Origin of the sequence: Olivibacter sp. XZL3 (genome assembly GCF_004368405.1) — a bacterium.
Taxonomy (GTDB): domain Bacteria; phylum Bacteroidota; class Bacteroidia; order Sphingobacteriales; family Sphingobacteriaceae; genus Olivibacter.
On the sequence record NZ_SBJH01000111.1, the window covers coordinates 24,667 to 39,048 of the forward strand.

At 41.8% G+C, this 14,382-nt stretch carries 12 protein-coding genes and 2 tRNA genes; 7 read left to right on the top strand and 7 right to left on the bottom strand.

Features of this window, described 5'->3' with window-relative positions; translation table 11 throughout:
* Positions 1–66: 66 nt before the first annotated feature.
* The 6 genes from EPX21_RS21000 to EPX21_RS21025 form a co-directional block, all read right to left on the bottom strand.
* A complete protein-coding gene (locus EPX21_RS21000; protein WP_134091660.1) occupies positions 67–795 on the bottom strand; it encodes a polyprenol monophosphomannose synthase in 729 nt (242 codons plus the stop codon).
* Positions 796–965: 170 nt separating this feature from the next.
* Positions 966–2,675 (bottom strand): peptide MFS transporter, encoded by a 1,710-nt coding sequence (locus EPX21_RS21005; RefSeq protein ID WP_134091663.1) that lies wholly within the window; start codon positions 2,673–2,675, stop codon positions 966–968.
* Between the two features lie 154 nt (positions 2,676–2,829).
* A complete protein-coding gene (locus EPX21_RS21010) occupies positions 2,830–5,007 on the bottom strand; it encodes a S9 family peptidase (RefSeq protein WP_134091665.1) in 2,178 nt (725 codons plus the stop codon).
* 233 nt (positions 5,008–5,240) lie between these two features.
* A complete protein-coding gene (locus tag EPX21_RS21015; protein WP_134091667.1) occupies positions 5,241–5,426 on the bottom strand; it encodes an Arc family DNA binding domain-containing protein in 186 nt (61 codons plus the stop codon).
* A complete protein-coding gene (locus EPX21_RS21020) occupies positions 5,426–5,923 on the bottom strand; it encodes a hypothetical protein (protein ID WP_134091669.1) in 498 nt (165 codons plus the stop codon). The genes EPX21_RS21015 and EPX21_RS21020 overlap by 1 nt, the downstream gene beginning before the upstream one ends.
* A 6-nt stretch (positions 5,924–5,929) precedes the next feature.
* Positions 5,930–6,784 (bottom strand): SPFH domain-containing protein, encoded by an 855-nt coding sequence (locus EPX21_RS21025; RefSeq protein WP_134091670.1) that lies wholly within the window; start codon positions 6,782–6,784, stop codon positions 5,930–5,932.
* Positions 6,785–6,952: 168 nt separating this feature from the next.
* On the opposite strand from EPX21_RS21025, the gene EPX21_RS21030 reads away from it, so the two are divergent.
* The 7 genes from EPX21_RS21030 (at position 6,953) to creD (ending at position 13,949) form a co-directional block, all read left to right on the top strand.
* On the top strand, positions 6,953–9,043 hold the full coding sequence (locus tag EPX21_RS21030) for an HDIG domain-containing metalloprotein (RefSeq protein WP_134091672.1): 2,091 nt from the start codon (positions 6,953–6,955) through the stop codon (positions 9,041–9,043).
* A 121-nt stretch (positions 9,044–9,164) separates the two neighbouring features.
* Positions 9,165–9,254: transfer RNA gene (locus EPX21_RS21035), tRNA-Ser, on the top strand.
* 457 nt (positions 9,255–9,711) lie between these two features.
* Positions 9,712–9,786, top strand: a tRNA-Val gene (locus EPX21_RS21040).
* Between the two features lie 336 nt (positions 9,787–10,122).
* Positions 10,123–11,526 carry a glycoside hydrolase family 28 protein gene (locus tag EPX21_RS21045; RefSeq protein ID WP_134091674.1) on the top strand — a complete coding sequence of 468 codons (1,404 nt, stop codon included), beginning with the start codon at positions 10,123–10,125 and terminating at the stop codon, positions 11,524–11,526.
* Between the two features lie 109 nt (positions 11,527–11,635).
* Positions 11,636–12,262: a hypothetical protein gene (locus EPX21_RS21050; protein WP_134091676.1), complete on the top strand. Its 627-nt coding sequence runs from the start codon at positions 11,636–11,638 to the stop codon at positions 12,260–12,262.
* On the top strand, positions 12,262–12,552 hold the full coding sequence (locus EPX21_RS21055) for a transcriptional regulator (RefSeq protein ID WP_255502267.1): 291 nt from the start codon (positions 12,262–12,264) through the stop codon (positions 12,550–12,552). Before EPX21_RS21050 ends, EPX21_RS21055 begins: the two co-directional genes overlap by 1 nt.
* Positions 12,553–12,602: 50 nt before the next feature.
* On the top strand, positions 12,603–13,949 hold the full coding sequence (creD, locus tag EPX21_RS21060; RefSeq protein WP_134091680.1) for a cell envelope integrity protein CreD: 1,347 nt from the start codon (positions 12,603–12,605) through the stop codon (positions 13,947–13,949).
* Positions 13,950–14,014: 65 nt separating this feature from the next.
* Here creD and EPX21_RS21065 read toward each other — a convergent pair whose 3' ends face one another.
* The gene (locus EPX21_RS21065) at positions 14,015–14,254 is read right to left on the bottom strand and encodes a hypothetical protein (RefSeq protein ID WP_206106128.1); all 240 of its coding nucleotides are present in this window, start codon (positions 14,252–14,254) and stop codon (positions 14,015–14,017) included.
* Between the last annotated feature and the right edge of the window lie 128 nt (positions 14,255–14,382).

The window sequence follows — 14,382 nt, forward strand, 5'->3', positions numbered from 1 at the left end:
TCTGCTTTAAGCCGATAGCCGATCTCTGATTGCCGATAACAAAAATACTAAAAAAATTAGAGATTTTTAATGGTCGTACTTTCTAAACCAACTGCTAACTTTCATCTGTATAACACCGAAGAATGCTTCCCGGAAGATTTTGGTACTCATTTTAGATGTGCCTTCCGTTCTGTCTGTGAAGATGATGGGCACCTCCACCACTTGAAAGCCATATTTTAAAGTGGTAAATTTCATCTCTATTTGGAACGCATAGCCCACAAATTTAATCTTATCCAAGGGGATTGTTTCTAGTACTTTGCGTTTATAACATACAAAGCCTGCTGTCGCATCGCGGATATCCGTACCCGTAATGAACCGCACATAGCCAGACGCAAAATAGGAGATTAATACTCTCTTCATCGGCCAGTTAACAACATTTACACCTTTAATATACCGTGAGCCAATGGCCAAGTCGGCCCCTTTCACACAAGCTTCCCGCAATCGGACAAGATCCTCCGGATTATGGGAAAAATCGGCATCCATTTCAAAAATGTATTCGTAATTTCTTTTCAGACACCATTTAAATCCATGGATATAAGCCGTGCCCAAGCCCAATTTTCCAGTCCGTTCTTCTAAAAACAGGCGATTGTGGAACTCCTCCTGCAAGCGCTTTACAATATCCGCTGTCCCATCCGGTGATCCGTCGTCAATAATTAAAATGTGATATGGAAAAGAGAGCGAAAATACTTTACGGATGATTTTTTCAATATTCTCCTTTTCATTGTATGTAGGTATGATAACGATGCTGTCTGACACGGCTTCTTTTCCAGTTTGATTTTAAAAGCACTAAAATAACTATTTATTTTTAGCTATTGGTTGGTAAATAAAGCTGGCACGGATTCGTAAGTACTTTTATTCGCTTACGACCCCGTGCCAGCAGATGGATCTATTCCTAAATACCTGCGTGCAGGTACAAGAGATCTATATTATTTTACGCCATGCATCATCTTTCTGAGGATACCGGAAATTAGGAATAATATCAGGGCTGCGGTGCCGGAAAGGGTAACGAATACCATGAAAAATTCGTAGAGATTATGAATGGTGAAACCCACGAAAGTAGGATAAACCATGTCAATTTTTTCTTGGGCTAAGATAGCAGCCTGTTCAGCCGTCGGTATCACCGATCCATCCAATATGCCCTGTAAATCGATGCCTTTCGAAGCTGCAAACTCAAATTTATCTCCCGTTGGTGGGATTAAGGCGCCCAAGGTTCCTGCAAGGGCATAACCCGCTGCGTTGCCTATAAACCATACGCCCATAAGCAATGACGAAAAGCGCTTCGGTGCCAGCTTGGAAACGAGCGACAGGCCAATAGGCGATAAGCATAATTCGCCCAAGGTATGAAATAGATACATCACAAAGAGCCAATGTACAGCCAATTTGCCGGTTAGTCCGATCTTGGCAACCTGCACGGCGATAATATAATAACCAACTGCTAATAACAAGAGCCCGATAGCTTGTTTAACCGGTGAAATTGGTTCAAGATTCCGCTTTTGCAATTTTAGCCATAACCAACTAAATGGAAGTGCAAAGATGATGATGAAAATCGAATTTGCATTCTGGATGAAGCTGGGTGGCAGTTGAAACCCGAGGAAATTAAGGTCAGTTTGTTTATCGGCCACAAAAGTAAGCGACGAGCCTGCCTGTTCGAAGGCCGACCAAAAGAAGATCACAAAGAAAGCGATAATATACATCACAATGATGCGGTCACGTTCAATCTTGGTAATCGTTTTATCTGTTAAGATCAAAAAGGCTAGGCTTAATGCCGACGCATAAATGAAAGGGTATACCCAGCTTTTAATGGGGTTCGGATCGAGCGAGAGGAAATGAAAAAGAATATATAGACCAACCAATACGAGCAGGGATGCAACGATAGAACCGGTCGTGAATTTTGCTTTCTCCGATTCGTCTTCTGATTCTTTCCGGTCGGGATGAAAACTAGGTTTGGCACCAACAGGCGCTCCGTTCGGCGCGGTCACATACTTATCCTTAAGAAAGAAGAACATAACGGTGCCGAGGAACATCGCCAAGCCCGCAGCTAAGAAGCCCCACTTAAACGCTTCAACAACCCGCACATCGCCCACCTTTACATCGCCCAGAAAAGGACATATCGACATACCCAGGAAAGCGCCGACATTGATGCCCATATAGAAAATGGTAAAGGCCGAGTCGAGTCTGTTGTCGCCTTTATGATAGAGCTGGCCTACCATGGAAGAGATGTTGGGTTTAAAGAATCCGTTCCCAATAATAATGATGGCTAAGGCCGTCCACATAGCGAAGGTAGCCAGGTTAAGATTCGAGGCGTAGACCGATCCGCTAAAAAACAAGCATAACTGGCCGATCCCCATAATCGCTCCGCCTAAAAGGATACAATTCCTGTTTCCTAAATACCGATCAGCAATATAACCGCCAATCATTGGTGTCAAATAGCTTAAACCGAGAAAACCGCCATATACGATGGAGGCATCTTTGTCTGAAAACGCAAGCGCATTTACCAAAAATAAAGTAAGTAAAGCCCGCATTCCGTAAAAGTTGAACCGCTCCCACATCTCGGTGGTGAACAGCACATAAAGTCCTTTCGGGTGACCTTGCTGGTCTGGTTGTGGTTCTTCTGATAATGTTTTTGTTTGAATCATGTTATTGATTTGTTTAAAGGTTGATTTTAAACTTTTTACAATGTGTGTTTTTTTGTTTTTGTGTGACCTTAGTGTATTGAATAGACGGTGCAAGTTAGCTAGACCGCCTCATTATAGCAAATAGTTAACTGTTAATAATCAAAAACAAAACCGCTTACAGGTTTGTCGTGATGAAATCAGTCATCTTATTGTACAAATGAAGACTGGTATTACCACCATGGATGCCGTGATTTTTATTGGGATAATACGCTTGTTCAAAAGCTTTGTTAGCTTGTATCAAGGCTTCTGAAAACATGACGCTATTTTGGAAATGAACATTGTCATCTCCTGTTCCATGAATGAGCAAGAATTTTCCTTTTAGCCGATCAGCGTAATTGATAGGCGAGTTGTCATCATATCCCTCGGGATTTTCCTGCGGAGTGCGTAAATACCGTTCCGTATAGATACTATCATAGTAACGCCATGTGGTAACCGGGGCAACGGCAATGGCAAGCTTGAAAACGTCGGCTCCCTTTGTAATGCAAAGCGAGGCCATGTAGCCGCCGTAGCTCCATCCCCATATACCGATCCGAGCGGGATCAACGAAGGGTTGTTTCGCGAGCCATTTAGCGCCTTCAATTTGATCTTCCGTTTCGAGTTTTCCTAAATTGAGGTAGGTTGACTTTTGGAATTCTTCGCCCCTGAAGCCTGTTCCTCTGTTATCGACACAAGCTACGATATAACCTTTCTGTGCCAAATAGTGAAACCAGAGATTTCGCGATCCACTCCACGAGTCGGCTACATTCTGGCTGCCTGGCCCTCCATAGACATACATAAGAACCGGGTATTTTTTGTTACCGTTAAAGTTGGCGGGTTTTACGAGATACCCATTGAGCGTTACGCCACTAGTGGTTTGGAATTGAAAAAATTCTGAACCTTGGATGCCGAACGCTTTGGCGGTTTGTTTAGCCTGCTCATTATCTTCCAATACGCGTACCAGTTTACCGCTCTTCTCATTCAAGGTAATGTAAGCGGGCGTATCACTGCTTGAGTGATTGAGAATATAATAGCTGAAATCGGCGCTGAAGGTCGCGTTATTTGTGCCGGGTGACATGCTCAGCTGTTTTTTGTCCTTTCCGGTTAACTTGATTGAATAAACATCCCGTTGTAGCGGCGACTTTTCAGTAGATTGATAATAAACCGTTCCTGTTTCTTCATCTACGCCATATACCTTCGTGATCTCCCAATCGCCCATAGTGATCTGGCGTATCGGTTTTCCGTTTATATCATAGAGATAAAGATGATTGAAGCCGTCCTGCTCACTTGTGAGCATGAACTGTTTGCCGTTTTTCAGAAAAGCTAAGTCGTCGTTGACGTTGATATAATACTTGTTCTTTTCCGTTAATACAGTGTTCGATTTGCCCGTATTTATGTCAGAGAACAAATAATCCAATTGGTTCTGATGCCTGTTCATGCGTAATATGCAAAGCGTATTCGCGTTTTGTGTCCACTTGACACGCGGAATATATTGGTCTTGTTCACTTCCGATATCAATCGGCGTGGTTTTCTGATTGTCTAAATTATAACAGTGTATAGTCACAAGAGAATTTCGTTCTCCAGCTTTGGGATACTTATATTTGTATTCGGTCGGATACAATTTCTCATACATCGTCATGGAATAAACCGGCACATTCGTTTCGTCAAATTTATAATAAGCAATTTTTTTGCTGTCGGGGCTCCAGAAAAAAGCCTTTGCAAAAGCAAATTCTTCCTCATAAACCCAGTCGGCCCCGCCATTTATAATTTTATTGGGTGCACCGTCTCCGGTAATCTGGATTTCCTGCAAAGTCAGGAGGTCTTTAATAAAAATATTGTTCTCTCTCACAAAGGCTACTTTGTTACCGTCTGGCGAAAGAGTGGCGAAGAGTTGCTTCCCTTCGGCAGATACTTCGGTGATTTTTTTAGTTGTTAGATCAAAAACGTAGTGATTGGCTTTCGACGAACGGCGATAAATGGGCTCGGTGTCGGCGGCAATAAGCACCTTGGTTTCTTCCTCGTTAAAATTGGTGCTCAACGGAAGTTTTTTCCCTTTATATAAAAGGTCTTTTTCGGTGTAAATGGCGCCTACTGTTTTTCCGTCGCTATACCTGCTTTTTGCAACGTAGCCAAGCTTTGTTTCCGGATTGGTTTCAATCGATATATAGGTTTTACCGTCTTTTAAAGAACGTAAACCGCTTACTGTCTTCGTTTCGAAGGTTTTCTTTTGAAAGATATCTTCGAGGGTAATGGTTTTAGGAGACTGGGCGAAGGCCGTACTTCCCATAAGTATTAACATGATTAAAGGTCGTTTCATTTATTGGAGTACTATATGTGAAATTCGTTTGTACAAGATATGGTATTGTGCTTTTTAATGCTAGCAGGTTAGTGCCTGCTGATAAAACCTATGTTAGATGAGGTAGTGAACATGGCTTCGAAATTACAAAATATCAGAATAAAATCGGCGATTGTAATAGGTTTGTTGAATTTGAAGTCAAGCGCATAACAATAAAGCGGGCTCTACAAATACCGCGTAGATGCCCTTTACCGTTATATGTCTCGACTTTTACCGGTGTTGTCGGTTTTTCGCCGTCTTTTCTTTCTATTGCGGAGGGCCTCATGTAATATATATTCAATCTGGCCGTTGGTACTTCGGAACTCTTCGGCAGCCCACGCTTCTAGCTCCTTCAGCATATCCGAATTGATTCGTAAAGCAAATGCCTTTTTTTCTGCCATTAGCTTCTTTTTTCTGTTAAACTCACCAAAGGAATAGCATGCCTTCCCTTCAGTTTAGTTAAAAAGTCTTCCAATTCATGTGGTCTTTGGGTGCCGACAAGTATGCGTTTGCCGTTTTTTAACTCCAATTGAAGACCAATATTTCCCTGGGTGCTATAAGCCCATCCCGCCTTTCCATAGCTGATACCCCAACCTCTATATTCCCAAAATGGATGATACTTTCTTAACCACACTTGCTGAATATCTTTCCACTCAATCACGCGGTCCCTGAGGTGGAATGGTTTAAAGCGATATCGGAAGCCTACACTGTTAATCGCCATGTCCAATCGGCAAAGATAATATATTCCAGTAGCAATAATTATTAGGAAAAGGAAGGGGATGTTTGCCAGCAGGCCATATCCAAAATAATAATTGCGTGCAATAGTTATAATTATAAGCAAAATGGCTGCATAGCAGATCCACAGCCTTTTCATCGTCTGTGTTTCATAGTATTTCATGGCTTACTAATTATAAAGTGTTCCCGCATTCACTACCGGAGAAACGCTTTTCTCTCCGCATAATACAACCAGCAAATTACTCACCATAGCGGCCTTGCGTTCCTCGTCTAGCTGCACAATTTCCTTTTCTGAAAGCCTTTCCAGAGCCATTTCAACCATTCCAACAGCTCCTTCCACAATTTGTTTTCGAGCAGCTACTACCGCTGTGGCCTGCTGCCTTTGTAACATGGCGCTAGCGATTTCCGGCGCATAGGCCAAATGGGTTATCCGCGCTTCGATTACGTCAATGCCGGCTCTTTCCAATCGTTCATTGAGTTCCGTTTCGAGCATCTGGCTGACCTGTTCCGCACCATCTTTTAAGGTAATAGCGGCCTCTTCGTCTTCAAAGTTATCATACGCAAATAAATTTGCCAAATGCCTTACCGCTGCTTCGCTCTGTACTTGTACATATTGTATATAATCGTCTACCGCAAATAGCGCTTTGGCGGTGTCTTTTACCAACCATACGGTAACGGCCGCAATTTCTATGGGGTTGCCCAATTTGTCATTCACCTTCATTTTATGCCCGTTTAAATTACGCGCTTTTAACGATATCCTTTTTCTGACAGCGAAGGGGTTGACCCAAAAGAACCCTGCTTTTTTCACCGTTCCGATGTAATCGCCAAAGAGTACCAGCACCTTCGAATCATTGGGATTAATAATGGTTAATCCTTTAGCAATAAGGAGTGCGGCGATTATGCCGACAGCAACAATCCAGGCGTTATTGTATGCTGAAGCGATAAATATTGTTATGATAACCAGTATAAGCATAACAAGGGCGGCATAGCCGGATAAAGCCATTGTAGATTTTTCTTCTTTCATATTTTTACGTTTTATATTGATATCACAATGATATCAAAAATAAATCAAAAAAACAACTAAGAAAGCAAGGAGTTTGCCAGTAGAAGAGAAGAAGCATTTGTATTTCAATTGCATATAAAACAATTTTCTATAAGTTTGTATTAGCTTTAAAGAAATTAGATCAAAAAAGTGTCAAAAAGTAGAAAGACTCCATCCGTATATTCAAGTAATCCTGCCGTGTTCAAATACGGAATGATGGTGCTCAGTGTGATTATCATCTGTATATTTTTACCTAAGCAGCCGCGGTTTAGGCTGGAGTATGAAAAGGGCAAGATATGGATGCATGAGGATTTAATAGCTCCATACAACTTTGCCATTCTAAAGACGCCCAATGAAATAAAGGCCGACAGGGATCAAGTGCTGGAATCAGTTTATCCGGTGTACGACAATCACATCGAAACCAAAGCGGAAGAAACCGAGCGTTTTTTAAATGAGTTTGAGGGGAAATGGAAGGGAAGTGGCCAAGATGAGAAGGAAATGGAGCTGTACAGCTCCACGGTAACGCAAATTTTGGCGCATATTTACGATCGGGGCGTTATCGGACTCACTAAAAAGTTCCAAACGCATGGTCCGCATTACAACTTCAACTTGGTTACGAATAACATAGCTGAAAAGAAGAATACTGCAGAGGTATACACCCGAGAAACGGCCTTGGCCTATGCCAATGCCATTATCGACTCAAGAAATGCCATTAAAGAAAAAGATTGGTTAAAAAGTTTAGTAAGCGATTATATACAGCCGAATTACGTTTATAATGAACGGCTCACTGATAAATTAGTTGCGGAAGCTCTTAATAATATTTCCACCACCAGAGGGATGGTGCAGCGAGGTGAGCTCATTGTAGCTAATGGAAGTATGGTTAACAACGAAGTTTTCCAGAAGGTGGAGTCGCTGCGGTTGGCTTATGAAGAAGAAGCCCGGATAGGAGGGGATAGGAATGTGGTGGTGATAGGGCAATTCTTAGTGGTAGGCTTGGTGATCACGCTACTGATGGTGTTTCTTTACCTGTTTAGGATTGACGTGTTTTCCAATAACCGGTTATTATCGCTCATTTTGTTGGTGGTTACCGGTATGCTGGTTGTCCTATCCTGGTCACTCAAATTAAAGCTGTCGAGCTTATACTATATACCTTTCTGTATTGTACCGATCATCGTCCGCATTTTGTTCGATACACGTTTGGCACTGAATATTCACCTATTAATGGTGCTGGTTTCCGGCTTTTTCGTGCCCAACAGTTTTGAATTTGTTTTTCTACAGGTTACAGCGGGTATGGTAAGCATCTACAGCATCAAAACCTTGATAAAAAGAGAGCAGTTTCTTATTTCATCGGTTATCATCTTGCTAACGTATTTTGTCGCTTATCTAGGTATTATCTTAATTCGCGACGGCTCCATTACGGATGTAGGCTATGCTTCTTTTGTTCCCTTTATTGTGAGTGTTGGCTTGACACTGCTGGCCTATCCGCTTATCTACGCATTTGAGCGCCTTTTCGGAATTACATCGGACGTTACCTTAATGGAACTCACCAATACCAATTCATCTTTGTTAAGGGAATTATCCTATAAGGCCCCAGGCACTTTTCAACATTCTTTACAGGTGGCAAATTTGGCGGAGGCAGCTATTTATAAAATCGGGGGAAACGCCTTATTGGTAAGAGCGGGCGCTTTATATCATGATATCGGAAAAATGCAAAACCCGCAGTATTTTATCGAAAACCAGACCAAGGGTTATAACCCGCATGACGGTTTAACCTTTGAACAGAGTGCCCAAATTATCATTTCACATGTAAGCAAGGGAATTGATATGGCCCATAAACATCAGTTGCCAGAATCGATTATCAGCTTTATTCGAACACATCACGGAACGACGCGTACCGACTATTTTTATAATGCTTTTATAAAAGCACATCCAGATAAGATCGTGGATGAGCAAGTATTCCGTTATCCCGGGCCTATTCCTTTTTCGAAAGAAACGGCCGTTTTGATGATGGCCGATTCTGTAGAGGCAGCTTCCCGAAGTATTAAGGAGCCGGATGCTGAGAATATAAGCAATTTGGTGGATAAAATTATAGAAGGCAAATTAGCGCAAGGTCAACTGAGAAATAGCAATATCACGTTACAGGAAGTAGAGGCTATCCGTGCTATCTTCAAGCGGATGCTCATGAGTATTTACCACGTTCGGGTAGACTATGAGGCGAAGAAGGGTAGGGAAGTGGAATAAGAAGAATTTATTGCATTGAGCTCCAAAATGATAGCAGTTTAATTGGAAAAATGTTCGGATTTGGCCTATATAAAATTTGAAATAATAAATTTTTGTATTAGGTTTGCAATCCCAAAAGCGAGGTGAGGTGCCTGAGAGGCCGAAAGGAACAGTTTGCTAAACTGTCGTACTGGAAACGGTACCGCGGGTTCGAATCCCGCCCTCACCGCCAAACAACAGCAAGCCCGACGATAGTCGGGTTTTTTTGTTTAACGAGCGCTTGCTTGCTGTTGTTTGCAGCCTCCCCTTTATCGGGATCATCGCAGCGCAGGTATGTGTAAAAATAGTAAGATTTATACACATCGTATACGTCTAAGAAAGCTACGTGCCTTAAACCGCTTGGTAACTATCATAACAAGTTGCGTACCGCAGTTTTTGACACTAAAAGCTACTGTAAAGCTACTGAAATCACACTGAATGGTACTGGCTTGACACTGGTTTCACACAGGAATGGTACTGGGTTGGTACTCGTTTGACACTGACTTCATACTGGTTTGACACTACCTTCATTATACCTTAGTACTTCCTTAGTACTAGATAAAACGTCCGCCCCTCGAAACTTCACCGCTAATTATTTTTGGAAATGATTTGGCGTCATCACTAAAAAAATTATTTTTGTGGCAGATTAAGGGAAATTAGCTCAGTTGGTTCAGAGCACTACCTCGACAAGGTAGGGGTCACAGGTTCGAGCCCTGTATTTCCCACAAAATAAAAAGCCCGTTTTTGATATCAAAAACGGGCTTTTTTGTGTTTTAAAAGCAGGTTTTGACGTCCTGCCATTGTTTTAACAAATTGGAAACGCTAAATTTGGAAAGAAAAAAACATCCAAATTACATCAAAATGTTTTAGCATTGTTTTAGCATGGCGTCATTAAATGCAGTTGTCAGATAATGGCCTATAGCCACCTGCGCCTAACCATCCATTTGCGTTGAAAAGCCTCAATTCTATTGCGTCAATAACTGTTAAAAAGACATTAATATCAAAAGTGGCTATTTCTACAAAATACATTACATTTGTAATACGCCAATCAAAAAACAGTTATGGATGTAAACCTTTCACCACATTATGATCATCAAAGCTCGGCAACCGTAAGAAAAGCGGCACCGACTAAAAAAATAAGAAATCGATATTTTATACTGGTCTTGTGCGTGCTTACCTCTTTTAAGGCATTTTCACAGGACCATCAGTCGGACCTTTTTCCCGATGGAACCGTGATTCCAAAATGGTTTGCTGATACGGCAAGTCTGGCTTTGCAAGAGATGGGGAAACCCTATGTTATTACCGACCATGGAGTTTCCGTCGACAGCACTCTTGTACAAACCGATGCGATTCAACGGGTTATTGACGAGGCAGCGGAAAACGGTGGGGGCATTATTGTGATCCCAAAAGGGACCTTTATGAGTGGGGCACTATTCTTTAAACCCAATATCCATTTATATGTAGCGGAAAGGGCCGTTTTAAAAGGTTCAGACGATATTAAAGATTATCCAAAGATTCCTTCGCGGATGGAAGGGCAGAATTTAGACTATTTTGCCGCCTTAGTGAATGCATACGGGGTCAATGGCTTTACGATATCCGGAAAGGGAACCATTGATGGCAATGGTCTCAAATATTGGGAAGCATTCTGGAAAAGAAGAGAAGAAAATCCCCAATGTACCAACTTGGAAGTATCTCGGCCGCGCCTTGTGTTTATTTGGAATTGCGATGATGTGCAGGTTCGGGATGTGAAATTGAAAGATGCCGGCTTTTGGAGCAGTCACTACTATCAGTGCAATAACGTAAAAATTTTGAATGTGCATATCACTTCTCCGCATGCCCCGGTGAAGGCGCCCAGTACAGACGCAATTGATTTGGATGTCTGTAACAATGTGTTAATAAAGGGATGCTATCTGTCGGTCAACGATGATGCGATCGCCTTGAAAGGAGGGAAGGGGCCTTGGGCAGATGGCAGTCTAGACAATGGTAGTAATACAAACATCATTATTGAGGACTGCGAATTCGGTTTTTGCCATTCGGCACTAACCTGCGGAAGCGAAGCCATACATAATAAGAACATCATTATGCGGAACTGCAAGATCGATGAGGCAAAAAGGGTGCTGTGGTTAAAAATGAGGCCAGATACGCCGCAAAAATATGAATTTGTAAAGGTCGAAAATATAACAGGAAACGCCTACAGCCTTATTTATGTTAAGCCTTGGAAACAATTCTTCGATCTGCAAGGTAGAAAGGAAGTTCCGCTCTCGTACTCGGAAAATATTACGTTGCGTAATATAAACCTGAAGTGCGAAGTCTTTTTCGACGTCGATGTCAGCGAACATGATCACTTAGCTAAATTCACCTTTGAAAATCTAGATATTGAGGCCAAAAACGGATCGTATAAGAAAAGCCTGATAAAAGACTTTTCTTTGATCAATGTAAAAGTAAACGACCAGCTGATTATGTGATTGGCAAAGACGCCTTATATCTCATTTAAGTCGATTATACCTGCTGATAATTTCCAATAAGCTTGCAACTTTCAAAGAGTTTGTTAACTTTGCATAACAAAGTACTTTTATGAGGGAAAACGAGCTCCTGACAGAATTAAGTTCCATCCGTAGTTTAATGGAACGCTCCGCTAAGTTTATATCGCTCCATGGGCTATCTGGCGTGCTAGCAGGTATCTATGCACTTATCGGAGCCTTCATCGGATATCGACTCATTTATCAGTCGGGCGGTGATTTATTTGATCAAGAGTCTTACCGTGCAGACCGAACTGTCTTGTCACAACTCGTAATACTTGCCTTGGTGATACTGGTGCTGTCCATTACCACAGCCGTTTTATTAAGCACGCGTAAAGCACGGCAAAAGCAGCAGAAAATTTGGAATACGGCAAGCAAAGGTTTGTTGCTAAATGCAGGCATACCCTTGTTAACGGGAGGTCTCCTGATCGCTATTTTCCTATACCATGGTTATTTCGGTCTGGTAGCACCTGCTTGCCTTGTCTTTTATGGCCTCGCATTGATTTCCGGAAGCCACTATACTTTCAAAGACGTAAAATGGTTAGGCCTTTGTGAGGTGGTCTTAGGGCTATTCGCTGCCATGATGCCCAGTTATGGATTACTGTTTTGGGCGGCCGGTTTCGGTGTGCTTCATATTGTTTACGGTTCGGTTATGTATTCTAAATACGACAGGTCAAAATAGTGTTAGAAGAATTTGATAAAGCGTTTGAGAGTCGAATACGCTTGCAGATTATGAGTGTATTAGCAGCAAATGAAAGTTATGATTTCAGTTCGCTCAAAGAGCTATTGGAGGTGACGGATGGCAATCTTGCGTCGCATTTAAAGGCCTTAGAAAAGGAAGCATATATATCGGTTAATAAGAGATTTATCGGGCGTAAGCCTAATACGCGTTATGAAGCAACCGAGAAAGGAGTAGAAGCCTTTAGAAAGCACCTAGAGTCATTAGAGAAACTGATTAGGCAGCAAAAATAATTTTTTTTATCTATATGCTTTGTGATGCAAAGTACTTTTTAAATAATAAAATGGAAAATCAAAAAGAAAAGAACGGGCTGTTGACCTGGTTGAAACAGTCCGCCACGGTAAAATTAGCGATGGTCGGCTTTCTCAGTCTTTTACTGTTGATCCCCTCCTCCTGGGTAATCGACCTTATTAGTGAAAGGCAGGGAAGACAGCGGGAAGTAATAAAAGAAATAGCGCAAAGTTGGTCTGGCATCCAAAATGTGGTAGGGCCTGTTTTGGTTATTCCTTATACCGCCTTTCAACAGATTAAAGATGATAAAGGTAATATAACAGTGGAGGGGATTAAGCAATATATCTTTTTAATGCCCGATCGACTCGATGTGAATGCCGACGCCGTGCCACAGCTTATGCATCGCGGCATATTTGATGCGGTTGTCTACAACGCAAAAGTGGCGGTTAAAGGTAACTTCGAAGAATTAGACCTAAAGAAACTAGGTGTCGAACCGCAATACGTATTATGGGACAAAGCGCAACTCTTAGTAAGTGTAAGTGATGTTAAGGGACTCAAAGAGATTCCAAAGATTAATTTAGGTGATACCATTGTAGCTATGGAGCCGAGTTTTTCAGATTTAAGTGCTTTCAAAAGTAGTTTAAGCAGTACCCTCGATTTAGGTCAAAAGAAACATACGCAGCTGTCGTTTAGTTTCGAACTTCCGCTTAGGGGAAGTGAAGGGCTGTTTTTGACACCTATTGGAAAGCATACGCATTTTACTTTAGCGGGAAAATGGAAAGATCCCAGCTTTACGGGCAGTTATTTACCGGAAACGCGAAGTGTTTCCGACGCTTCTTTCACATCCCAATGGAACATTCCGCATTTTAATCGGCCCTTTCCTCAGCAGTGGGTCGACAAAGACGGTGGTCGGCTACTTGAAGCTGAATCCGGGCATAGTTGCGGTGTTAATTTCCTGTTACCTGTGGATCAATATCAAAAAACAATGCGTTCGGCAAAATATGCCATGTTAATCATTCTACTGACCTTCGTCTCCCTATTATTTACGGAGTTTATAACCAAAAAGTTTGTCAACATTGTGCAATACGTTTTGATCGGCTTGGCTATGGTCGTTTATTACACGCTGCTTTTGTCATTCAGTGAACAGATCGGTTTTACCTGGGCATACATTATCGCTTCTTTGGCAACCATCGGACTTGTAGGTGCTTATATTTCCAGCATTCTTAAAAGCAGCAGGTCGTCGCTTTTATTGGCGAGCATTCTTTCTGCTTTTTATCTTTTTATCTATGTTATAATTCAACTGCAGGAAATGGCATTGCTGGTTGGCAGCGTGGGTTTATTTATTGTGATCGCCTCACTCATGTACGTTTCCTCCAAAATTTCTTGGGAAAATGAGTGATTCCTTCGCTGTATAATCCTCAATAGAGGTGAAGTAATAGTAATATAACCGGAATGGGTTATTTACTATTCTTCAATTAACATGTTTTTTAGTAAAGACAGAAACTGCTCATTGGAGGTGTAAAAGTATCGATAGTTAACGATGAGGTAAAGAAAGCCTGCAAAGCTGTATTTAATACGTATCGGTTTCCAAAACGCGCCAAAATTCTTTACCGACGCCGGTGTATAGTGTTCGTCAAAGCCATAATATAATTCTTCTATAGCACTTAAAGGTATGCGTTTAAATTCGTCTCCATCTAAAAACAAGTCAGTTTCAGTTAAGGCTATGTGGCCTTGGTGTTTCGAGAGGGGTGTGTAATCTTACCCTAGCTAGCTACACCCAAAACTAAAGAATTCCAATCAGACTTGCTATTGCTATCCTGTTGGAATGTGGG

What these genes read in the sequence shown, in the direction of transcription:
- EPX21_RS21045 (WP_134091674.1), top strand. Translation starts at nt 10,123, where the DNA reads ATGGATGTAAACCTTTCACCACATTATGATCATCAAAGCTCGGCAACC.
- EPX21_RS21025 (WP_134091670.1), bottom strand. Translation starts at nt 6,784, where the DNA reads ATGAAAGAAGAAAAATCTACAATGGCTTTATCCGGCTATGCCGCCCTT.
- EPX21_RS21010 (WP_134091665.1), bottom strand. Translation starts at nt 5,007, where the DNA reads ATGAAACGACCTTTAATCATGTTAATACTTATGGGAAGTACGGCCTTC.
- EPX21_RS21005 (WP_134091663.1), bottom strand. Translation starts at nt 2,675, where the DNA reads ATGATTCAAACAAAAACATTATCAGAAGAACCACAACCAGACCAGCAA.
- EPX21_RS21020 (WP_134091669.1), bottom strand. Translation starts at nt 5,923, where the DNA reads ATGAAATACTATGAAACACAGACGATGAAAAGGCTGTGGATCTGCTAT.
- creD (WP_134091680.1), top strand. Translation starts at nt 12,603, where the DNA reads ATGGAAAATCAAAAAGAAAAGAACGGGCTGTTGACCTGGTTGAAACAG.
- EPX21_RS21015 (WP_134091667.1), bottom strand. Translation starts at nt 5,426, where the DNA reads ATGGCAGAAAAAAAGGCATTTGCTTTACGAATCAATTCGGATATGCTG.
- EPX21_RS21050 (WP_134091676.1), top strand. Translation starts at nt 11,636, where the DNA reads ATGAGGGAAAACGAGCTCCTGACAGAATTAAGTTCCATCCGTAGTTTA.